20 protein-coding genes are annotated in these 21,405 nt (G+C 69.8%); 13 read left to right on the plus strand and 7 right to left on the minus strand.

Going from position 1 to position 21,405, the window contains the following annotated elements:
• The first annotated feature begins 38 nt into the window (after positions 1-38).
• On the plus strand, positions 39-1,979 hold the full coding sequence (locus ACFWDI_RS20955) for a 2-oxoacid:acceptor oxidoreductase subunit alpha (protein ID WP_385305892.1): 1,941 nt from the start codon (positions 39-41) through the stop codon (positions 1,977-1,979).
• On the plus strand, positions 1,972-3,021 hold the full coding sequence (locus tag ACFWDI_RS20960; RefSeq protein ID WP_385305893.1) for a 2-oxoacid:ferredoxin oxidoreductase subunit beta: 1,050 nt from the start codon (positions 1,972-1,974) through the stop codon (positions 3,019-3,021). The genes ACFWDI_RS20955 and ACFWDI_RS20960 overlap by 8 nt, the downstream gene beginning before the upstream one ends.
• Before the next feature lie 34 nt (positions 3,022-3,055).
• On the opposite strand, the gene ACFWDI_RS20965 is transcribed toward ACFWDI_RS20960, so the two are convergent.
• Positions 3,056-3,430, minus strand: coding sequence for a helix-turn-helix domain-containing protein (locus tag ACFWDI_RS20965; protein WP_327325442.1), 375 nt, complete (start codon positions 3,428-3,430; stop codon positions 3,056-3,058).
• 93 nt (positions 3,431-3,523) lie between these two features.
• Between ACFWDI_RS20965 and ACFWDI_RS20970 the strand changes: the two genes are divergently transcribed.
• The 3 genes from ACFWDI_RS20970 to ACFWDI_RS20980 all read left to right on the plus strand — a co-directional run bounded on the left by ACFWDI_RS20970 (position 3,524) and on the right by ACFWDI_RS20980 (position 6,086).
• Complete coding sequence (locus ACFWDI_RS20970; protein WP_385305896.1) at positions 3,524-4,384, plus strand: SDR family oxidoreductase; 861 nt, start codon at positions 3,524-3,526, stop codon at positions 4,382-4,384.
• 125 nt (positions 4,385-4,509) lie between these two features.
• Positions 4,510-5,511 (plus strand): EamA family transporter RarD, encoded by a 1,002-nt coding sequence (gene rarD, locus ACFWDI_RS20975; RefSeq protein ID WP_385305897.1) that lies wholly within the window; start codon positions 4,510-4,512, stop codon positions 5,509-5,511.
• A gap of 125 nt (positions 5,512-5,636) precedes the next feature.
• Entirely contained in the window at positions 5,637-6,086 is a 450-nt protein-coding gene (locus ACFWDI_RS20980; protein ID WP_385305899.1) for a VOC family protein, read from the plus strand.
• 49 nt (positions 6,087-6,135) lie between these two features.
• Here ACFWDI_RS20980 and ACFWDI_RS20985 read toward each other — a convergent pair whose 3' ends face one another.
• Positions 6,136-6,372 carry a hypothetical protein gene (locus ACFWDI_RS20985; RefSeq protein WP_385305901.1) on the minus strand — a complete coding sequence of 79 codons (237 nt, stop codon included), beginning with the start codon at positions 6,370-6,372 and terminating at the stop codon, positions 6,136-6,138.
• Between the two features lie 267 nt (positions 6,373-6,639).
• Here ACFWDI_RS20985 and ACFWDI_RS20990 point away from each other — a divergent pair, with 267 nt between their 5' ends.
• Positions 6,640-7,962, plus strand: a complete 1,323-nt coding sequence (locus ACFWDI_RS20990; RefSeq protein WP_385305902.1) for a M28 family metallopeptidase — start codon at positions 6,640-6,642, stop codon at positions 7,960-7,962.
• A gap of 167 nt (positions 7,963-8,129) precedes the next feature.
• Here ACFWDI_RS20990 and ACFWDI_RS20995 read toward each other — a convergent pair whose 3' ends face one another.
• The 5 genes from ACFWDI_RS20995 to ACFWDI_RS21015 form a co-directional block, all read right to left on the minus strand.
• Complete coding sequence (locus ACFWDI_RS20995; protein WP_385305904.1) at positions 8,130-9,008, minus strand: ABC transporter permease; 879 nt, start codon at positions 9,006-9,008, stop codon at positions 8,130-8,132.
• Positions 8,995-9,933 carry an ABC transporter ATP-binding protein gene (locus ACFWDI_RS21000; RefSeq protein WP_327325436.1) on the minus strand — a complete coding sequence of 313 codons (939 nt, stop codon included), beginning with the start codon at positions 9,931-9,933 and terminating at the stop codon, positions 8,995-8,997. The genes ACFWDI_RS20995 and ACFWDI_RS21000 overlap by 14 nt, the downstream gene beginning before the upstream one ends.
• A gap of 96 nt (positions 9,934-10,029) precedes the next feature.
• Positions 10,030-11,283 carry an outer membrane lipoprotein carrier protein LolA gene (locus ACFWDI_RS21005; RefSeq protein WP_385305906.1) on the minus strand — a complete coding sequence of 418 codons (1,254 nt, stop codon included), beginning with the start codon at positions 11,281-11,283 and terminating at the stop codon, positions 10,030-10,032.
• Between the two features lie 174 nt (positions 11,284-11,457).
• Positions 11,458-12,468, minus strand: coding sequence for a CHRD domain-containing protein (locus ACFWDI_RS21010; RefSeq protein ID WP_385305908.1), 1,011 nt, complete (start codon positions 12,466-12,468; stop codon positions 11,458-11,460).
• Positions 12,469-12,648: 180 nt separating this feature from the next.
• Positions 12,649-13,659, minus strand: a complete 1,011-nt coding sequence (locus ACFWDI_RS21015) for a polyprenyl synthetase family protein (RefSeq protein WP_385305910.1) — start codon at positions 13,657-13,659, stop codon at positions 12,649-12,651.
• 179 nt (positions 13,660-13,838) lie between these two features.
• Between ACFWDI_RS21015 and ACFWDI_RS21020 the strand changes: the two genes are divergently transcribed.
• The 7 genes from ACFWDI_RS21020 (at position 13,839) to ACFWDI_RS21050 (ending at position 21,280) form a co-directional block, all read left to right on the plus strand.
• The gene (locus tag ACFWDI_RS21020; protein ID WP_385305911.1) at positions 13,839-15,857 is read left to right on the plus strand and encodes a CocE/NonD family hydrolase; all 2,019 of its coding nucleotides are present in this window, start codon (positions 13,839-13,841) and stop codon (positions 15,855-15,857) included.
• Between the two features lie 84 nt (positions 15,858-15,941).
• Entirely contained in the window at positions 15,942-17,174 is a 1,233-nt protein-coding gene (gene fahA / locus ACFWDI_RS21025) for a fumarylacetoacetase (protein WP_385305913.1), read from the plus strand.
• Positions 17,171-17,878 carry a GPP34 family phosphoprotein gene (locus tag ACFWDI_RS21030; protein ID WP_385305915.1) on the plus strand — a complete coding sequence of 236 codons (708 nt, stop codon included), beginning with the start codon at positions 17,171-17,173 and terminating at the stop codon, positions 17,876-17,878. Before fahA ends, ACFWDI_RS21030 begins: the two co-directional genes overlap by 4 nt.
• A gap of 130 nt (positions 17,879-18,008) precedes the next feature.
• Positions 18,009-18,779 carry a GntR family transcriptional regulator gene (locus ACFWDI_RS21035; protein ID WP_385305917.1) on the plus strand — a complete coding sequence of 257 codons (771 nt, stop codon included), beginning with the start codon at positions 18,009-18,011 and terminating at the stop codon, positions 18,777-18,779.
• Between the two features lie 33 nt (positions 18,780-18,812).
• Positions 18,813-19,040: a ferredoxin family protein gene (locus ACFWDI_RS21040; protein ID WP_266533934.1), complete on the plus strand. Its 228-nt coding sequence runs from the start codon at positions 18,813-18,815 to the stop codon at positions 19,038-19,040.
• A 15-nt stretch (positions 19,041-19,055) separates the two neighbouring features.
• Positions 19,056-20,411: an ABC transporter substrate-binding protein gene (locus ACFWDI_RS21045; protein ID WP_385305918.1), complete on the plus strand. Its 1,356-nt coding sequence runs from the start codon at positions 19,056-19,058 to the stop codon at positions 20,409-20,411.
• Positions 20,408-21,280 carry an ABC transporter permease gene (locus ACFWDI_RS21050; protein WP_385305920.1) on the plus strand — a complete coding sequence of 291 codons (873 nt, stop codon included), beginning with the start codon at positions 20,408-20,410 and terminating at the stop codon, positions 21,278-21,280. Before ACFWDI_RS21045 ends, ACFWDI_RS21050 begins: the two co-directional genes overlap by 4 nt.
• The last annotated feature ends 125 nt before the right edge of the window (positions 21,281-21,405 follow it).

The raw sequence follows: 21,405 nt of genomic DNA on the forward strand, positions 1-21,405 counted from the left end.
CCGGGCCCGGACAGCCGCCTCGAGGGAGGTCCAGTTCAGTGACCAGCCAGGTCAGTAGCCCAGCCGAGCAGGCCGATGACGAGTCCGATGAGGCTCTCGTCGGCGAGCAGCGCAGGCCCGCCGGCGAGAAGGAAATCCGTCGACTGGACCGGGTGATCATCCGCTTCGCGGGTGACTCCGGTGACGGTATGCAGCTCACAGGTGACAGGTTCACCTCGGAGACCGCGTCGTTCGGCAACGACCTCTCCACACTTCCGAACTTCCCCGCCGAGATCCGGGCGCCTGCCGGAACCCTCCCGGGCGTATCCAGCTTCCAGCTGCATTTCGCAGACCACGACATCCTCACCCCGGGCGACGCGCCGAACGTGCTGGTCGCCATGAACCCCGCCGCCCTCAAGGCGAACATCGCCGATGTGCCGCGCGGCGGCGAGATCATCGTCAACACCGACGAATTCGCGAAGCGGGCGATGGCCAAGGTCGGCTACGACGCCTCGCCCCTGGACGACGGCTCGCTGGACGCCTACCGCGTCCACCCGGTGCCGCTGACGACTCTCACCGTCGAGGCGCTCAAGGAGTACGGACTCTCCCGCAAGGAGGCCGAGCGCTCCAAGAACATGTTCGCGCTGGGGCTCCTGAGCTGGATGTACCACCGGCCGACCGAGGGCACCGAGACCTTCCTGCGCAGCAAGTTCGCCAAGAAGCCGCAGATCGCCGAGGCGAACATCGCGGCGTTCAGGGCGGGTTGGAACTTCGGCGAGACGACCGAGGACTTCGCGGTCTCCTACGAGGTCGCGCCGGCGAGCAAGGCGTTCCCCACCGGCACCTACCGCAATATCTCCGGGAATCTGGCCCTCTCCTACGGGCTGGTCGCCGCGAGCAAGCAGGCCGATCTGCCGCTCTACCTGGGCTCGTACCCCATCACACCGGCCTCCGACATCCTGCACGAGCTCTCGAAGCACAAGAACTTCGGCGTACGGACCTTCCAGGCCGAGGACGAGATCGCGGGCATCGGCGCGGCGCTGGGTGCGGCCTTCGGCGGCGCGCTCGGTGTCACCACCACTTCCGGCCCCGGCGTGGCGCTGAAGTCGGAGACCATCGGTCTTGCGGTCTCCCTGGAGCTGCCGCTGCTGATCGTGGACATCCAGCGCGGCGGGCCCTCGACCGGTCTGCCCACCAAGACCGAGCAGGCCGATCTGCTGCAGGCGATGTACGGACGCAACGGCGAGGCCCCGGTCCCGATCGTCGCGCCCCGTACGCCCGCCGACTGCTTCGACGCCGCTCTCGAGGCGGCCCGGATCGCGCTCACCTACCGCACCCCGGTGCTGCTGCTGAGCGACGGCTATCTGGCCAACGGCTCCGAGCCGTGGCGGATCCCCGAGATCGACGAGCTCCCGGACCTGCGTGTGCAGTTCGCCACCGGCCCGAACCACGAGCTGGCTGACGGTACGGAGGTGTTCTGGCCGTACAAGCGTGATCCGCAGACCCTGGCGCGTCCCTGGGCGGTTCCGGGGACGCCCGGACTCGAGCACCGGATCGGCGGCATCGAGAAGCAGGACGGCACCGGCAACATCTCCTACGACCCGGCCAACCACGACTTCATGGTCCGCACCCGCCAGGCCAAGGTCGACGGCATCGAGGTCCCCGACGTCGAGGTCGACGATCCGCACGGCGCGACCACGCTCGTCCTGGGCTGGGGCTCGACGTACGGGCCGATCACGGCCGCCGTACGCCGACTGCGCACCGCCGGCCTCCCCATCGCGCAGGCCCATCTGCGCCACCTCAACCCGTTCCCGAGGAATCTGGGCGAGGTTCTTGAGCGTTACCAGAAGGTAGTGGTACCCGAGATGAACCTCGGCCAGCTCGCCACCTTGATCCGGGCGAGATATCTGGTCGACGCACAGAGCTACAACCAGGTCAACGGCATGCCGTTCAAGGCCGAGCAGCTCGCCGCAGCTCTCAAGGAGGCCATCAATGACTGAGGCGCTCTCGCTGGTGCCCAAGGCCGACGCCAAGCAGTCCATGAAGGACTTCAAGTCCGATCAGGAAGTGCGCTGGTGCCCAGGCTGCGGTGACTACGCGATCCTCGCCGCCGTGCAGGGCTTCATGCCCGAACTCGGCCTGGCGAAGGAGAACATCGTCTTCGTCTCCGGAATCGGCTGCTCCTCCCGCTTCCCGTACTACATGAACACCTACGGGATGCACTCCATCCACGGCCGCGCTCCCGCCATCGCGACCGGGCTCGCGTCCTCGCGCCGCGATCTGTCGGTCTGGGTCGTCACCGGTGACGGCGATGCCCTCTCCATCGGCGGAAACCACCTGATCCACGCGCTGCGCCGCAATGTGAACCTGAAGATCCTGCTCTTCAACAACCGCATCTACGGACTCACCAAGGGCCAGTACAGCCCGACCTCCGAGGTCGGCAAGATCACCAAGTCGACGCCGATGGGCTCGCTGGACGCGCCCTTCAACCCGGTGTCGCTGGCGATCGGCGCCGAGGCGTCCTTCGTGGCGCGCACCGTCGACTCCGACCGCAAGCACCTCACCGAGGTGCTCCGCCAGGCCGCCGACCACCGGGGCACGGCGCTGGTGGAGATCTACCAGAACTGCAATATCTTCAACGACGGCGCCTTCGAGGTGCTGAAGGACAAGCAGCAGGCGGAGGAGGCGATCATCCGCCTCGAGCACGGACAGCCCATCCGCTTCGGGAACGACGGCGACAAGGGTGTCGTACGGGACCTGGCGACGGGTGACCTGAAGGTCGTCGCCATCACGCCGGAGAACGAGTCGCAGATCCTGGTCCACGACGCGCACAGCGCCAGCCCGACCACGGCCTTCGCGCTCTCCCGCCTCGCCGACCCGGACACTCTGCACCACACGCCCATCGGGGTGCTGCGCAGTGTGGAGCGGCCGGTCTACGACACGATGATGGCCGACCAGCTCGACACCGCCATCGAGCAGAACGGCAAGGGCGACCTGGCCGCGCTGCTCGCCGGGAACGACACCTGGACCGTCGTCGGCTGACGCTCCACGCACCGTCCGAGGCCCGGATCTCCCGTCAGGAGGTCCGGGCTTCGTCGTATGCCGCGCGCGCCACCAGGACCTCTTGCATCCGCCGTTCCGTCCAGCGGGCCAGCCCCCACACCTGCTCGGCGGCCTCCTTGCCGAGCGCGGTCAGCGAGTAGTCGACGCGCGGCGGGATCACCGGCTTGGCGTCGCGGTGCACAAAGCCGTCGCGCTCCAGCGTCTGGAGGGTCTGGGCGAGCATCTTCTCGCTGACACCACCGACCTCGCGCCGCAGCTCGCTGAAGCGGTACGAGCGCTCCAGCAGGGCGGCGAGAACGAGCACACCCCAGCGGCTGGTGACGTGCTCGAGGATCAGACGCGACGGGCACATCGCGTGATTGACGTCGGGATCTCTACTTACGGCCATACCAGTACCTTACTTCAAAGTGGGTACTTACGCACGGTTAGTGCCCCACGTAGGGTGAGCTCTGGAATCACATCGAAGAAGGAGAAATCCCCCATGAGCATCGTTGTCACCGGAGCCACCGGAGCCCTCGGCCGTCTCGTCGTCGACGAGCTGCTGGCCACGGTCCCCGCGGAGCGGATCGCCGCCGTTGTACGCAACAAGGAGAAGGCCGCGGATCTCGCGGCGCGCGGCGTCGAGCTGCGCATCGCCGACTACAGCGAGCCCGAGTCGCTGGCCGGGGCCTTCCGCGCCGACGACCGCGTCCTGCTGATTTCCGGCAGCGAGGTCGGACAACGGCTGCCGCAGCACACCGCGGTGATCGAGGCCGCGAAGGCGGCGGGCGTCGCGCAGCTCGCGTACACCGGCGTGCTGGGCGGGCCCGACGCCGACTTCCAGCTGGCCGCCGAGCACAAGGCCACCGAGCAGGTGATCCTCGACTCCGGGCTGCCGTACACCTTCCTGCGCAACGGCTGGTACACCGAGAACTACACCGAGCACCTCGCCCCGGTGCTGGAGCACTCCGCCGTGGTCGCGAGCGCGGGCGAGGGCCGGATAGCCTCCGCCGCCCGCGCGGACTACGCCGCGGCCGCGGCCGCCGTGCTGACCGGCGAGGGCCACCTGGCGCAGGCATACGAGCTGAGCGGCGACGTGGCCTGGTCCTTCGAGGAGTACGCCGCCGAGCTGTCCCGGCAGACCGGCCGGACGATCACGTACAACAGCGTCCCGGCCGGGACGCACCTGCAGATCCTCACCGGCGCGGGCCTGCCGGGGCCGCTCGCCGAGATCTTCGTCGACGTCGACGCGGCGGTCGGGCGCGGCCTGCTGGCCGGCACGACGGGCGACCTGGCCCGGCTGACCGGCCGTCCTACGACCCCGCTCGCCGACTCGGTCGCGGCGGCCCTCGCGGCGGTCTGAACCGCCCGGACGACACGGCATGACGGACCAGGTTCCGTCATGACCGTATAGCGATACGGACATGACAGCCTGCCCCCGCGCCGCGTACCTTCAACGAGGTGATGCACGCAGGGCAGGAGGGGCCAGTGAAGTCGGACGGTGAACAGCGGGCGGGACTGCTGTACGGGATAGGGGCCTACGGGATGTGGGGCCTGGTCCCGCTCTTCTGGCCGCTGCTGAAGCCGTCCGGTGCGGTGGAGATCCTCGCCCACCGGATGGTCTGGTCACTGGTCGTCGTCGGCATCGCGCTGCTGGCGCTGAAGCGGTGGGGCTGGATCCGTGAGCTGATACGGCAGCCCCGGAAGCTGGGGCTCATCACGGTCGCGGCGGCGGTCATCACCGTCAACTGGGGCGTCTACATCTGGGCCGTGAACTCGGGCCATGTCGTCGAGGCCTCGCTCGGCTACTTCATCAACCCGCTGGTCACCATCGCGATGGGCGTACTGCTGCTGAAGGAGCGGCTGCGCCCGATGCAGTGGGCGGCGGTCGCCACCGGCTTCGCGGCGGTGCTGGTGCTGGCGATCGGCTACGGACAGCCGCCGTGGATCTCACTCACGCTCGCGTTCTCGTTCGCCACGTACGGCCTGGTGAAGAAGAAGGTCAACATCGGCGGTCTCGAGTCGCTGGCCGCGGAGACCGCGATCCAGTTCCTCCCGGCGCTGGGCTTTCTGCTCTGGCTGGGCGCGGACGGCTCGGCCACCTTCGGCACCCACGGCACCGGCCATGCGGCGCTGCTCGCCGCGACGGGCGTGGTGACCGCCGCGCCGCTGGTCTGCTTCGGCGCGGCGGCGATCCGGGTACCGCTCTCCACCCTGGGGCTGCTGCAGTATCTGGCTCCGGTCTTCCAGTTCCTGCTGGGGATCCTGTACTTCCACGAGGCGATGCCTGCGGAGCGGTGGGCGGGCTTCGCGCTGGTGTGGCTGGCGCTGACCTGCCTGACATGGGACGCGCTGCGGACGGCTCGGCGTACGAAGGCGGCGCTGCGCCTCGCGAGCGCGGCCCGCGCGGCCGCGGCGTCCGCACCCGCACCCGCACCCGCACCGACTTCGGCTTCGACTCCCGCCCCGCAGACGGAACCCACCGCCTGACGCACGGCGGGGCTCCCGGACCGGCCGGACCGGCCAGTCCCCCGCATCGCAGGCGGAACCCACGCCTGACGCTCGGCCACGCACGCGCCGCGGCCGAGCGCCGCGTTGCCATATAACTGGTTGGCATGACACTGCACTGGAAGCTCGTCATCGATACGTCCGACCCGCACGCGCAGGCCGACTTCTGGGCCGCGGCCCTCGGCTACGAGCTCGAGGACCACAGCGCCCTCATCGAGCGCCTGCGCGGATACGGTCAACTGCCGGACGACTCGACGCTCCAGGCGCACGGCCGGGACGCCTTTCGCGATTACGCCGCCGTCCGGCATCCGGACGACCCCTTCGACAAGGACAGCGGGATGGGCCACGGGCGCAGGCTCCTCTTCCAGCGCGTACCGGAGGCGAAGACGGCCAAGAACCGGCTCCATCTCGACCTGCACGTCGGCCCCGAGCGGCGCGAGGCGGAGGTCGCACGGCTGGAGGGCCTGGGAGCGACGGTTCTGTACCACGCGGACGAGCCGGTGGGCGTCTGGTCGACCATGGCCGACCCCGAGGGCAATGAATTCTGCGTGGAGTAGTGGGGCGGTGGGGCAGTGGGGCAGCGGGGCAGTGAGCCGGCGGATCCGCCTACTCCGATTCCTCCCAAGTGAAGGACTCCAGCCCCCCGCACTCCTCCTCGGCCTCGCTCCGGCGGCGGCGAACGCGCCGTGTGGCCAGCGCAAGAACGCCCACCAGCAGACCCATCGCGCACACGGTGAAGAGCAGCGTGACCACACCGACGCTCAGAACCTGCCGGACCAAGGCCTCCAGGATGGGGAACAGGTCCACGTGCATATGCATGGGCATCGGCGCGGGCATGGGCATGCACACAGCTTGCGGCCCAACTGCGCCGTCCGCTCCTGACCTGCGAGCCTCGTACTCGAACAGCACCGCGGCATTGACCATTCCGCGATCCGTCCAGTCCGCTATACGAACGCGACTGTCCGGTTTCCGCCCTTGACGGTGAGTCAAACTCTCGCTGAACTCTCAGCACGCACTGCGCACCAACAGCTCCAACGCCCTGGGACCCGCCGTCCCAGGGCGTCTCGCACGTTCCGTCCCGCCCCCGTTCGGAATCCGGAGCCCCCACACATGAAATTCTCTGTCCCCAGACGCACGGCCGCGGCCGCCGCGCTCGCCCTCGCCGGTCTGCTCGTCAGCGCCGCGCCCGCAGCGACCGCGTCCCCGGCACCCGCCACCCCGGCGCCCGCGCTCGCCGCCCCCGACATTCCGCTCGCCAACGTCAAGGCGCATCTCACCCAGCTCCAGTCGATAGCCACCGCCAACGGCGGCAACCGTGCGCACGGCCGGGCCGGTTACAAGGCGTCCATCGACTATGTGAAGGCCAAGCTGGATGCGGCCGGATTCACCACGTCCCTCCAGCAGTTCACCTCCAGCGGCGCGACCGGCTACAACCTGATCGCCGACTGGCCGGGCGGTGACGCCAACCAGATTCTGATGGCCGGCTCGCACCTCGACTCGGTCGGCGCGGGCGCCGGGATCAACGACAACGGCTCCGGCTCGGCGGCCGTCCTGGAGACCGCGCTCGCCGTCTCCCGCGCCCAGTTCAAGCCGGCGAAGCATTTGCGCTTCGGCTGGTGGGGTGCCGAGGAACTGGGTCTGGTCGGGTCGAAGTACTACGTCAACAACCTTCCCGCCGCCGAGCGTTCGAAGATCTCCGGCTATCTGAACTTCGACATGATCGGCTCGCCGAACCCCGGTTACTTCGTGTACGACGACGACCCGACGATCGAGAAGACCTTCAAGGACTACTTCGCGGGGCTCAGCATCCCGACCGAGATCGAGACCGAGGGCGACGGCCGCTCCGACCACGCGCCGTTCAAGAACGCGGGCGTCCCCGTCGGCGGCCTGTTCACCGGCGCCGACTACACCAAGACGGCGGCCCAGGCCCAGAAGTGGGGCGGCACGGCCGGCCAGGCCTTCGACCGCTGCTACCACTCCTCCTGCGACACCTCGTCGAACATCGACGACACCGCGCTCGACCGCAACAGCGATGCGATCGCGCATGCGATCTGGACGCTGTCCGCCGGGACGACCACACCGCCGGGTGACGTGTACGAGACCACGACGGACGTCGCCATCCCGGACAACGGCGCGGCTGTCACCTCGACGGTCAACGTCACGGGCCGTACGGGCAACGCCCCGGCCACCCTCAAGGCGGGCGTGGACATCATCCACACCTGGCGCGGCGACCTGGTCGTCGACCTGGTCGCCCCGGACGGAACGGTGTACAACCTGAAGCCGTTCAGCTCCTCCGACTCGGCGGACAACGTCCAGGCGACGTACACGGTCAACGCCTCCTCCGAGGTCGCCAACGGCGCCTGGAAGCTGCGGGTCCAGGACAAGGCGGCGCAGGACACCGGCTACATCAACAGCTTCAAGCTCACCTTCTGAGAGGTCCCACGACCGCCACCCCCCACAGGCTGCATGCGTGTGCATATCTGCGCACGCATGCAGTCATCTTTGGGGTACGCGCACGGGTCGGATGGAGAGCGACACGGACGCGGCCGCCCGGGCCGAGGAGTTCTTCACCCGAGGAGCTCTTCACCCGGTGAGGTTCTTCACGCGGTGATGTCCTTCACCGTGAAGCGCGCCCACGCCGCCGACCCGAACACCGCCGCGTACACCCCCTGCAGACCGAGGTTCTTCAGCACCTCGTCCCAGTAGACCGGCTCCCGCATCACGTCCGCGAACGACAGCCAGTAGTGCGGGAAGAGATACGGATGGATCCCGTGCAGCTGCGGAATCGTGTCCAGGATCTGCACCGTGATCACCAGTCCGACCGTCGTCGCCATCGCTGCGATGCCACTGCCGGTGAGTGTCGAGATGAAGAGACCGAGCGCCGCGAGCCCGCTCAGCGAGGCGGCGACGACGGCCGCGACCAGCGCGGCGCGCAGCAGTCCGTCGCCGAAGGAGATCCGGGTGCCGGAAATGGTCGTGACATCGCCGAGCGGGAAGAGCAGCGAGCCGACGGCGAGCGCGGACACCGCCACGACCAGGGTCGCCACCAGGCAGAAGGCGCAGGCGGTGGCGTACTTGGCGAGCAGCAGCCGGCTGCGTCCGGCCGGGGCGACCAGCAGATAGCGCAGGGTGCCGGAGTTCGCCTCGCCCGCGATCGCATCACCCGCGACGACGCCGATCGCCATCGGCAGGAAGACCGGGAGGGTCGCGGCGAGCGCGGCGAAGACCAGGAACAGGCCATTGTTGGTGATCTGGGTGATGAAAGCGGGGCCGCCACCCCTGCCGTCGCCGACCGGCCCGCCGCCGCTCGTCTCGACCCTGATGGCGATGCCGATCAGTACGGGTACGGCGGCCAGCACTCCCAGCAGCGCGAGCGTGCGCCAGCGGCGGAAGGTGATGGTCAGCTCGGAGCGGAAGAGGCCGAACGTCCACAGCGGGCTGCTCGTCCTTTCGCGTACGAGAGTGTCAGCCTGCGACATCGAAGCCCTCTCCGGTCAGCGCGACAAAGGCGTCCTCGAGCGAGGCGCGCTCGATGCCGAAGCCTCGTACCCGTACGCCACCCTGCACCAGCGCGGCGTTGATCTCCGCCAGCTCGATTTCCTTGGCCGGCAGTTCGCCCGTCACCCCGTCCCCGGTCACGGCCAGATCGGTGACCCCCAGCTCCTTGAGGAGCCGGGCGGCGTCGGCGGGGTCGGGGGTGGTGACGGCCAGCCGCCCGCGCGTGCCCGCCGCGAGGTCGGCGACCGGGCCCTGGGTGAGAAGCCGGCCCTGGGCCATCACCGCGGCATGCGTGCAGACCTGCTCGATCTCGTCGAGCAGATGGGACGAGAGAAAGACCGTGGTGCCGTCGGCCGCCAGCTCCCGTACCAGGGAACGGATCTCCCGCATGCCCTGCGGATCGAGACCGTTCGTCGGTTCGTCGAGCACCAGCAGCTTCCGCGGCTGCAGCAGCGCGGCGGCCAGCCCCAGCCGCTGCTTCATCCCGAGCGAGTACGCCTTGGCCTTCTTGCCCGCGGCCTGCGTCAGCCCGACCCGGTCCAGCGCGGCGGCGACACGGGTGCGCCGTGTTCGGGGATCGGCGCTCGGGTCGGCGGAGTCGTAGCGCAGCAGATTGTCGCGGCCGCTCAGGAACCCGTACAGCGCGGGCCCTTCGATCAGCGCCCCCACCTGCGGAAGTACGGTGCGGACGGCGCGCGGCATGGGCAGACCGAGGACCGTGGCGCTGCCTGCGGTCGGCTCGATGAGCCCCATCAGCATCCGGATGGTGGTGGTCTTGCCGGAGCCGTTGGGGCCGAGGAACCCGAAGACGCTGCCGTCAGGCACGCTGAGATCGAGCCGCTCGACGGCCAACTGCCCGCCCCGGTAACGCTTGGTGAGCCCATGCGTCTCGATGACGGCTGTCATTCCGGTCCCCCGTTCACTCGGTCAGCGGTCCGCCCCACCGTACGGAGCGTACGGCGGGGCGGACGGTAAGCACGCGTCGTCATGCCTGACCTGGTGTTACTTTGCCTCGTTCGCGGCCTTCACGAGCGCGTCCTGGGTCACGGCGCCGACGTAGACCGTGCCGTCGTCCGTCATCAGGGCATTGACCAGGCGGGTCTTGAAGACCGTGCCCGAGCCGAACGTGCCGTGGACCTGGTCGCCCAGCGCGTCCAGGAACTTCTCGGCCTCCGGCGGCACATCGCCGTCCTTCTTCGGCGGGGTGATTCCCTCGCCGCCCGGCGCCTCGATCTTGGCGATGGCGTTCCAGCCCTTGCCGATGACGTTCAGCCCCTGGAAGTCCTCCAGGCCCATGAAGTCCTCGTGGTTCCTGGCTCCCTTGTCCTGCTTCAGCTCGTCGGCCTCCGTCACCTTCGCGCCCTTGGGCGGGGTGAAGTTGAAGGTCGACGCGTCCGGCTCGGAGAAGTCGACCTTGGTGAAGCCGACGTCGATCGCGGCCTTGCCACCGCTGCTGGGGGTGAGCGTGAACTTCAGCGGCACGCCGTTCTTGGCGTCCACCGCGACCTTGATCGAGCCGATCGTCGAGCCGCTCTGCTTGGGCTTGATGACCAGCTGGTACGCATCGCGGCCGGCCACCTGCGCCGTACCGCCGACGGTCACCGAGGTGGTGTCGCCCGCGGCCTTGAGCGCCTCTTCGGCGAACTGCTTGGGCGTGCTGGGGAGGTCCTTCGGCAGGGCCTGGTGCTCCTTGCCGGAGCCCTTCCTGCCGGAGCTGTCGCCCTTGCCGTCGTCCTTGGCGTGGAAGGCCTCGTTCGAGGCGCTGTCGTAAGCCCAGACCTCGTCGCCGTTGTGGATCAGGCTGTACTCGGCGGTGTCCTCCAGGATCGACACCTTCGCCTTGTCGGGGCCGTCGGCCGCGACCCGCAGGGTGTGCGAGCCGGAGGCCAGCTCCATCAGCTTGCCCTCGGGAGCGGCGGACGAGCCCGACCCGTCCTGCTCCCCGCCCTTGGGGCCGAGGGAGCCGCCGCCCAGGCCCGCCAGACCGCCCAGCGACGGGATGCCGAGGTCGGTGTTGATCTTCACCGTGCCGGAGAGCTGCTGGGTGTCCGACGCGGCCATCTTCTCGATGAGTTTCTGCGCGCTGATCTTCGGCAGATCGGGGTCACCGGAAGCAGCGAGCGCCGGGACGAGCCCGATGGTCGCCGCCGCCACCCCGGCCACCGCGACCGGGACGATGTAGCGCGCTGCCTTGCGGCGGCCCGCTGCGAGGTCCTGGGCCTCTTCGGTGGTCTGTGCGCTGTCGTTCGGTGCCATGGTGTGCCCTACCTCCGTGGTTGGTCAGGCGTGGTGTATTCATCTGACCAAACCGGGCCTGCAGAAGCGTCAGACCGCGGGAGCAACTTGGCCTACTGCTCTGGGATGACAGTAGAGGCGCGGCGCCTCCCCCAACCAGTGGGGGAAGCGCCGCAAGCCCTGTTGCAGGACCGGTTACTTCTGAATGAAGACGTAGTCCGCCCCGTAGGGGACGCCCACGATCGCTCCCTGCTCGCAGCTGCCGGCCGGGGCGACGCCGCCCACGGTGTTCAGCCGGAAGATCTCCTGGGTGTTCGCCAACAGCCCCCGCTTCTTGCCGGACTGGGTGGCCTGGAGGTCCAGCTCGGCGATGTTCTTGTCGCCGTTCGGTGTCTTGCTGATCAGCTTGCCGGTGACGGCGCTGTGGTCCGGTGCGATCCACTGCGGCGTGCCGGAGTTGGGGGCGATGAAGGAGTGGGCGATGTGCCCGCCGAGGACGGCGCGCACATCACGCTGCTGGAAGGAGAGCTTGCCGTCGTCGCCCTTCTTGCACTCGTAGATCTGCTTGCCCTTGACGACGGAGGCCTGCACGTTGTCGAGCGCCTTGTCGAAGGCGAAGGAGTTGGTCACCTTGTGGAACTGGCCGCGGACCGCGCCGCCCGGGAACTCGGCGGTGTGCAGATTGGCGTAGAAACCGCTCGGATCTGTCTTGAAGGCGTCGAGCACGGCCTTGTCCGTGACCTTGACCGTGCCGGTGACCGCGCCGGTCCAGCCCTTGCTCTTGGTCTTGCCCTTGTTCAGCAGGCCGGTGAAGTCGATCTTGATGCCGCCGTTGGTGCCCTTCACGCCCTGGTGGATGTGGAGGGCGGTCGGCTTGTCGGTGCCGCGGAACTTCACGGCGACGGACACCTTGTCCCCCTTGACCTTCACGAACTCCAGCGCGGCACCGTCGCGGTCACCGACGGCGGGCCCGCCCTGGACCGGCACCTCGCTCGCGCCGTTCAGGCTCGCCACAAAGAGGGCGGCGCCGCGGTCGGAGCGGCTGCCGGCGCCGCTCTGTACGGCGATGCCCGCGCTGCTGTCCGCGTGGCCCGAGTGCCCGGCGGCGGAGCTGTTGCTGTCGGCGAAGGCCGGCAGGACGGTGAGGGCGACACCGGCCGCGGCGGCGACGGCGGTACCGATAAGGATGGTCGTGTTCCGCTTCATTACGAAATCTCCCCGTACACGATGCCAACGCCCACTGCGTCAGCTTCTGGGCATGAGTACGGAGTGGATCCTAGGTTAGACTCAATCCAACAATGTGACCCGCGTCACAGATCGCGAGAGGGCGTGCGCACACCCGCCAGGAGGGTGTAGGGGAGGTGTCGTACAGGCAAACGGACGGGGTCAGCCCGCGCGGTGGACCACCGCGTCGCACAGCTCTTCCAGAGCGGCCTTGGCGTAGCACTCGGGCAGCGGAGCGAGCATCGCCCGCGCCTCCTCCGCGTACCGCACGGTGTCCCGCCTGGCCTGCTCGAGGGCCGGATGGGCGCGCAGCAGCCGCAGCGCCTCGGCATGCCGGTCGTCGTCCGTCAGATCCCCGTCGAGCAGCGCGACGAGCTCCAGATCCTCGGGCCGCTCGTGCGCCGCCGCCTGTGCACGCAGATGCAGCACGGGCAGGGTCGGGATGCCCTCCCGCAGATCCGTGCCGGGCGTCTTGCCCGACTCGTGCGAGTCGCTGGCGATGTCGAGCACGTCGTCGGCGAGCTGGAAGGCCACGCCGAGCCGCTCCCCGTACTGGGTGAGGATGTCCACGACACCCTCGTCAGCGCCGGACATCATCGCGCCGAACCGCCCCGAGACCGCGATCAGCGAGCCCGTCTTGCCCCCGATGACATCGAGGTAGTGCTCGGCCGGGTCGCGGCCGTCGCGCGGCCCCGCGGTCTCCAGGATCTGGCCGGTGACCAGGCGCTCGAAGGCTTCCGCCTGGATGCGTACGGCCTCCGGGCCCAGGTCGGCCAGTATGTGCGAGGCCCTCGCGAACAAGAAGTCGCCCGTCAGCACGGCGACGGAGTTGCCCCAGCGCACGTTGGCGCTGTCCACACCGCGCCTGACCTCGGCCTCGTCCATCACATCGTCGTGGTACAGCGTCGCGAGATGGGTCAGCTCGACGACCACGGCCGAGGGCACGACACCCGGCGCGTGCGGATCACCGAACTGGGCGGCGAGCATCACCAGCAGCGGCCGGAAGCGCTTGCCCCCGGCGCGTACGAGGTGCTGTGCGGCCTGCGTGATGAAGGGAACCTCGCTCTTGGTGGCATCGAGGAGCCCCGCCTCGACAGCCGCCAATCCGGTCTGGACATCGGCCTCAAGAGCCTGGTCCCGCACGCTCAGCCCGAACGGCCCGACGACGGTCACGAGGGGATCTCCTGTCTGCTGACGATCAAACGGATTGTCGATGTGTCGCTGGATTCACTCAAGTCAGCGTATCCGGTCGCGTTTCGATCACCGTGGGCGCCTTCCCGCCTCCCCCGGTATGTTCAGGATCAGCTCATACACCCATGAGTGGGCCTTTTGTACTGAACCGAGGTCCTGCCATGCGCATCCGTACCGAGTTCCCGTACGACACCGGCCATCAGGATGTCCGTATCCCGCTCCCGGACGGGACGAAGCTGTATGCGCGCGTCTGGCGGCCGCTCACCGACGAGCCCGTACCGGCACTCCTCGAATATCTGCCGCACCGGCTCAGCGACGGGACCGCGCCGCGCGACCACCAGCGTCATCCCTGGTACGCGGGCCACGGCTACGCCTCGGTACGGGTCGACATCCGCGGACACGGCAACAGCGAGGGCATGCCGGGCGACGCCTACGACACGACCGAGCCGGCCGACGGGGTCGCCGTCGTCAACTGGCTGGCCCGGCAGCCCTGGTGCACCGGCCGGGTCGGCATGTTCGGGATCGGCTGGGGCGGCCGCAACGCGCTCCGGATCGCGGCGCTCGCGCCCGAGCCGCTGAAGGCGGTCGTCACGGTCTGCTCGGCGGACGACGGGTACGACAACGACATGCACTACATGGGCGGTTCGGTGCTCGCCGCCGGCATGCACGCCTGGTCCGCCACCCTGCTCGCCTCCGTCGCCCGCCCGCCGGACCCGCTCTTCGTCGGCGACGCGTGGCGCGAGATGTGGCTGAAGCGGCTGGAAGCCGTCGAACCCCGCATCCACACCTGGCTCGCCCACCAGATCCGCGACGACTACTGGAAGCACGGCAGCGTCCGCGAGGGCTGCTCGGCGATCGACGCGGCGGTGCTGGCGGTGGGTGGCTGGCACGATCCGTACCGGGACACGGTGCTGCGACTGGTGGAGCATCTTCCGCCCGATCGTGTACGAGGGCTGATCGGCCCGTGGTCGCACGAGTACCCGGACCGGGGGCGGCCGCCCGGGCCCGCCATCGGCTTTCTGCAGGAGACCCTGCGCTGGTGGGACCACCACCTCAAAGGCCTCGAGAACGACATCATGGCCGAGCCCCTGCTGCGCTCCTGGATCAGCGAGTCGCATCCGCCCGCGACGACGTACGCCGAACTGCCGGGCCACTGGGTCGGCGACAACGCCTGGCCCTCGCCGCACATCACCACCGTCCCGTACGCGCTCCAGGGCGCGCCGGTGATCGTCGACTCGCCGCTCCACACCGGCCTGGACGCCGGCCGCTTCCTGCCCTCCGGAAACGACGGCGACCTGCCGCCCGACCAGCGCGACGAGGACGCCGGCTCGGCCTGCTTCGAGTTCCCCCTCACCGGCGACCCGATCGAGATCCTCGGCCGCCCCCGGGTGACCCTGCGGCTGCGCCTGGACGCGCCCCACGGCCAGGCGATCGCCCGGCTCTGCGACGTCGCCCCGGACGGCTCCTCCACCCTGGTGACCCGCGGCGTCCTCAACCTCTCCGCCCGCCACGGCCGCGAACGGGCCAACGCCTGGCCGCCCGGCACGACGGAGGACGTCACCTTCGAGCTCAGCGCCATCGGCCACACCTTCCCGCCGGGCCACCGCATCCGGCTCGCCGTCTCCTCCGCGTACTGGCCCTGGATCTGGCCGCAGACCGGCTCGGCCGGCTTCACGCTCGACCCGGTGGGCTCCCGCCTCGGACTGCCCGTACGCGAGACCGGGGAGAACACCGGGACCGGTGAGAACACAGCGGACAAGATCACCTTCGAGGAACCCGAACAGTCCGAACCGCTCGGAGTCAGCGTCCCGGCGACCTTCGACGAGCAGCGCCCGGAGCGGCTGGTGATCCGGGATGTCGCGAAGGGCGAATGGCGCCTCGAGGTCGACCCGCGCCACGGCGGCACCCGCGTCCATCCGGACGGTCTCGAGTTCACCGAGGACACCCTGGAGACGTACACGATCCAGGAGAACGACCCGCACTCCGCGCACACCCGCTCCGACTGGACGATCCGGCTGCACCGGCCGGAACTGGCCTGGGACGTCCGGATCGAGACGCGCTCCGAAATCAGCTGCGACGCGGCCGACTTCATCACCTCGAACGAGGTGGTGTGCAAGGACGGCCGCGAGATCGTCTTCCACCGCACCTGGGAGAAGCGCATCCCGCGCATGGCGGGCTGACGGGGTCGGGCGGGCGACCTGCCGCCGCGGGGCAACGTCCACGTAACGTGTCACTCACACCCGTGGAAAGCGAGGCAAGCACCGATGCCCGAGCAGAGCCCGCTCGATCTGGCCGAAGGCGATCCCTTCGGCCCGCACAACCTCCCGTACGGCGTCTTCACCACCGCCGACGAGCCCGACCGCCGACGGCTCGGCGTCCGCATCGGCGACCAGGTGCTCGACGCGGGAGCGGCGGCGCACGCCCTCGGCTCCCCCTACGCCGCCCTGCTGGCGCAGCCGAGCCTCAATCCGCTGCTCGCCGCGGGCCGCACCGCCTGGCGCGATGTACGCCGCGCGCTCACGGCCTGGGTCACGGTGCCCGCCCACCGGCCGGACATCGAGCCGCTCCTCCACCCGCTCGGCTCGGTCACGCTGCACCTCCCGTACGACGTCGCGGACTATGTCGACTTCTACGCGAGCGAGCACCACGCCACCAACGTCGGCAAGATCTTCCGGCCGGACGGGGACGCGCTGACCCCCAACTGGAAGCATCTGCCGATCGGTTACCACGGCCGCTCCGGCACCGTCGTCGTCTCCGGCACGGACGTGGTACGCCCCTGTGGCCAGCGCAAGACCCCCGCCGACGCCGCGCCGCTCTTCGGCCCGTCCGTGAAGCTCGACATCGAGGCCGAGGTGGCCTTCCTCGTCGGCACCCCCTCCGAGCTGGGCAGGCCGGTCGCACTCGGCGACTTCCGCGACCATGTCTTCGGACTCTCGCTCCTCAACGACTGGTCGGCGCGCGACATCCAGGCCTGGGAGTACGTCCCGCTCGGCCCGTTCCTCGGGAAGTCCTTCGCCACGTCCGTATCCGCCTGGGTGACCCCGCTCGAGGCCCTGGACGCGGCCAGGGCCGCCGCGCCTGCCAGGGACTTCGATCTGCTCCCCTACCTCGACGACTCCGCCGAGGAGGAGCCGGGCGGCTTCGACCTGCGCATCACGGTGGCGATCAACGGGCATGTGGTCGCCGAGCCGCCGTTCGCCACGATGTACTGGACGGCCGCCCAGCAGCTGGCCCATATGACGGTCAACGGCGCCTCGCTCCGTACGGGAGACCTCTTCGGCTCCGGCACGGTCAGCGGCCCCGAGGTCCACCAGCGCGGCTCGCTGCTCGAGCTCACCTGGAACGGCCGGGACGCCCTCGAACTGCCCGAGGGCAAGCGGACTTTCCTGGAGGACGGCGATGTGGTGACCATGACCGCCTGGGCGCCGGGCCCGGACGGCGTACGGGTGGGCCTGGGCGAAGTGACCGGCCGGATCGTACCGAGCGCCGGACAATGACCGGACTCACCCTGCCCGAGGAGCTCCTGCTGCTCGCTCTCGACCCCGTGACGGGCCGCCGGCACTGCAGCAGGAGCTACCTCCAGTACGGACTGGCCGGCGCCGCCCTCGCCGAGCTGGAGCTCCAGGGCAGGGTCGCCGAGGCGCGCGGCAAGGTGACGGTGGTCAATCCACTGCCGCCGCAGAACCCGCTGTCGGCGCAGATACTGGCGAGTCTCCCGGCCCCGGGCACCAGCCGGTTCGGCGACGGCGTACGCGCCCGGCCCTGGGTCAGGCGCGCCGGGCGGCACGTCGAGGAGTTGTGCCTGCTCCACCTGGTGGGACGCGGCGCGCTGCGGGTGGAGACCCATCGCTTCCTTGGCATCTTCCCGTACCGCCGGTACCCCGCGGCGGCCGAGGACTTCTCGACCCCGGCCCGCGGGCGCTACGCCCAGTCGGTGTGGGCCGGCTTCCCGGACCGCCGCAGCCGGCTGCTGGCCGCCTTCACCGCGGCGATCGGCATCGCCAAAGTGCTCCATCCGAGATTCGAGTCCTGGCGGGGGCGGGGCGCACTGCGCGTTCTCGTACGGGAGCAATGGGCCCCGTACGCCGTGCACCGCGCCATACACCAGGACAAGAAGTCGAGCAGTACCAGCATCAGCTTCGGTGGCGACGGAGACGGTGGCGGGGGCGATGGGGGCGGCGGCGGCGACGGCGGCGACTGACTCCCTCGGGGTGGCAGATCTTCCCGACTGATCCGCATCACCGCAGGTCAGCGAGGTGTCCCGGTGGCCGCTTCATGGCGCAACACTCTGGCAACACCACCGCCGACGCAGCGTCGGTATGGTCCGGGGCATGCCAGCCGAACGTACCCGTGAGCACACCGTGCCCCTCGCCGCCGCCCGACGGCGGCGGCTGCGCGCGGACCAGGCGCGGCAGCTCGCCGACCTGCTGCGCCACCAGGTGCGCACCGGCGGCTTCCCCGGCGGCGTGCTGCCGCTCGAAGGCGCGATCGGCGACGACTACCGCGTGTCCCGCAACACCGTCAGGCAGGCGCTGGATCTGCTGCGTACGGAGGGGCTGGTCGAACGGCAGCCGGGCGTCGGCACGGTCGTGGTGTCCGAGAAGTACTCGCACGGCCTCGACCGGCTGCAGGGCCTCGCCGAAACCCTGCACGAACACGGCGACGTCACCAACGAAGTCCGTACGGTCGGTCCGGTCGCCGCGCCCGCACCCGTGGCCCGGCGGCTCGGCCTCGCGGAGCACACCGACGTGCTCTACATCGAGCGGCTGCGCCGGCTGAACGGCCTGCCGCTCTCCCTCGACCTCACCTACATCCCGATGGACATCGGCACCGGTCTGCTCGGCTGCGACCTGGAGCACACCGATGTGTTCCGGCTGCTCGAGACGCTCACCGGGCAGCCGCTCGGCACGGCCGAGATCACCCTGGAGGCCGTCAACGCCGACGCGCACTCCGCCGCCGTACTCGAAGCCCCGCGCGGCGCGGCCGTACTCATGCTGGAACGGCTCACCCATCTCTCCGACGGCCGGCCCGTGGACCTGGAGTTCATCCGCTTCCGCGGCGACCGCATCACCATGAGCGGGCTGCTCCACCGCTCCCTCTGACCTTCGCCCCGTACCCCTCTCCTGGAGACAGCCATGCCTCTGGCACCCCAGCGCGCCGACGTGCCCGTGACCATCGACGAGTCGAAGTGCATCGACGGCTGCACGCTCTGCGTCGACATGTGCCCGCTCGACTCCCTCGCGATCAACCCGGACAGCGGCAAGGCCTTCATGCACGTGGACGAGTGCTGGTACTGCGGCCCGTGCGCGGCCCGGTGTCCCACGGACGCGGTCACCGTCAACATGCCCTATCTGCTTCGCTGAGAGGTACGAACTCCCATGCCACGCAAGCCAGTTGCGCTCCTCGCCGCCGCCCTGCTGCTGCCGCTCACCGGCTGCGGCGGCTCCGCGGAGGCGGGCGACGGCTCGACCGTCACCGTCACGGTCGGCTACCAGTCCAAGACCATCAACACCGTCACGGCCGGCACACTGCTGCGCTCGCTCGGCTACTTCGAGCGGGAGCTCGCCGCCCGCGGCAAGCGTGACGGCGTCACCTACAAGGTGAAGTGGCAGGACTACGCCACGGGCGCGCCGATCACCGCGCAGATGACCGCCGGAAAGATCGACATCGGTTCGATGGGCGACTTCCCGCTGCTGATCAACGCGGCCCGCGGCAAACAGCTGAACCGGCCGACGCGGCTGGTCTCGGTCACCGGCTACAACCTGCGCGGCGGGCTCAACACGGTGGTGACGGCACCGGATTCGAAGGTGGCGTCGCTGAAGGACCTGCGCGGCAAGAAGGTGTCGACGAGTGTCGGTTCGGCGGCCGACGGCACGCTCGTACGGGCGCTGCAGCGGGCGGACATCGACCCGGAGAAGGACATCCGCAAGCTCAACCAGCAGCCGGCGGTGGGCGCCTCCGCACTGCAGGCGGGCAGCGTGGACGCGCTCTCGCAGTTCGTGGCGTGGCCGGGGCTGCTCGCGTTCCAGGGCCGGGCGAAGGCGTTGTACGACGGGGCGGAGCTGAACCTGCCGACGTTCCACGGCGTCACGGCGCGCGAGGACTTCGCGAAGAAGCGGCCCGCGGTGCTCGAGGACTTCCTGCGGGCGCAGGCCGACGCGACGGAGTATCTGCGTGCGCACCCGGTGGCGGCCGCGGAGTCCGTGGCCAAGGCGACCGGACTGCCGCCCGAGGTGGTCTACCTGTACAACGGCGCGAACGGCATCGCCACCTTCGACCCGACGCTCAAGCCGCGGCTGGTGGACGCCCTGAAGAAGGACGTGCCGGTGCTGAAGTCGGCGAAGCTGGTGGGCGACGTGGATGTGGACGCGTTCGTCGACGACCAGTATGTGAAGCGGGCGTACGGCGACGGCTATGCGAAGGCGCTCACCGCCACGTCCGCTGCCGCGAGGAGTGAGGTGTGGCTGACGGGCAAGACCGTGACGCAGCCCTTCAACTCCCCTGCGGAGCTGCTGCGTTATGTCTCCGCTCATCGGGATGCGGTGCGGGCGGCGTATGTCCCCGACGCCTCCACCGGAACGCTCTGGTTCGCCGAGAAGGCGGTATGGGTGGCGGACGGCACGACACTGCGGCCCTTCGTCGCGCCGTCCACGGCCGCCGCGTTTGTCGCGGGGCACCCGGGTGCCCGTACCGTCCCGTACGCCGATGCGCTGAAGCAGGCGTCGGCGTCATGACCGCCGCCTGGCCGCGGTACGCCCTGCGCGCCCTCTCGCTCGCCGGCGCGCTCGGCCTGTGGCAGCTGCTGACCGCGTTCGACGTGAATGTGTGGCTGCGTTTCGAGCAGTTCCCGACGGTCCTGGACGTCGCGCGAGAGTTCGGGGAACGGATCGGCAGCGGCCCGTACTGGCAGGACCTGACCGACAGCCTCACCCGTATCGTCACGGGCTTCGCACTGGCGGCGGTCGCGGGAGTAACGGTGGGCACGGCGATCGCCCGCTCCCGCCTCGCCGCCGACCTGCTCGGCCCGGTCCTGGAGGTGCTGCGCCCCATCCCGGCGATCGCCCTGGTCCCGGTGGCGATCCTGCTCTTCCCCAGCAATGAGCAAGGCATCGTCTTCATCACCTTCACCGCGGCCTTCTTCCCGGTCATGGTCTCCACCCGCCATGCGGTACGCGCCCTGACCCCGGTCTGGGAGGAGGCGGTCCTCACGATGGGCGGCGGCCGGTGGCGGGTACTGGGCTCGGTGGTCCTGCCAGGCGCGCTGCCGGGGATCCTCGGGGGTCTTTCGGTGGGCATCGGTGTCTCGTGGATCTGTGTGATCTCGGCGGAGATGATCTCCGGGGAGTACGGGGTGGGGTACCGGACCTGGCAGGACTACACGGTCGTCGACTACCCGGGCGTGTTCGTCGGCATGGCGACGATCGGCGTCCTGGGCTGGCTGACGTCGACGGCGGTGGAGCTGGCGGGGCGCCGGGTGACGCGATGGCTCCCGCGCACGGAGCACGGGCCCACGGCCCGGCGGACCCGGGGGGGCTTGATTTCCGCCGGTCGGCCTGAGGGTTCAGGCCGACCGGCGGCACATTCCAGCCCCGCCGGCGATTGAGGCGCGGGGTGGTCCGGGGCGGAGCCCCGAAATTCAGCCCCGCCGGCGATTGAGGCGCGGGGTCCGGGGCGGAGCCCCGTGGCCCGCCGCAGGCGCCCCCACCCGCACCCGCACGCACGCACGCA

The sequence above is a fragment of the Streptomyces sp. NPDC060064 genome (assembly GCF_042736455.1).
GTDB lineage: Bacteria > Actinomycetota > Actinomycetes > Streptomycetales > Streptomycetaceae > Streptomyces.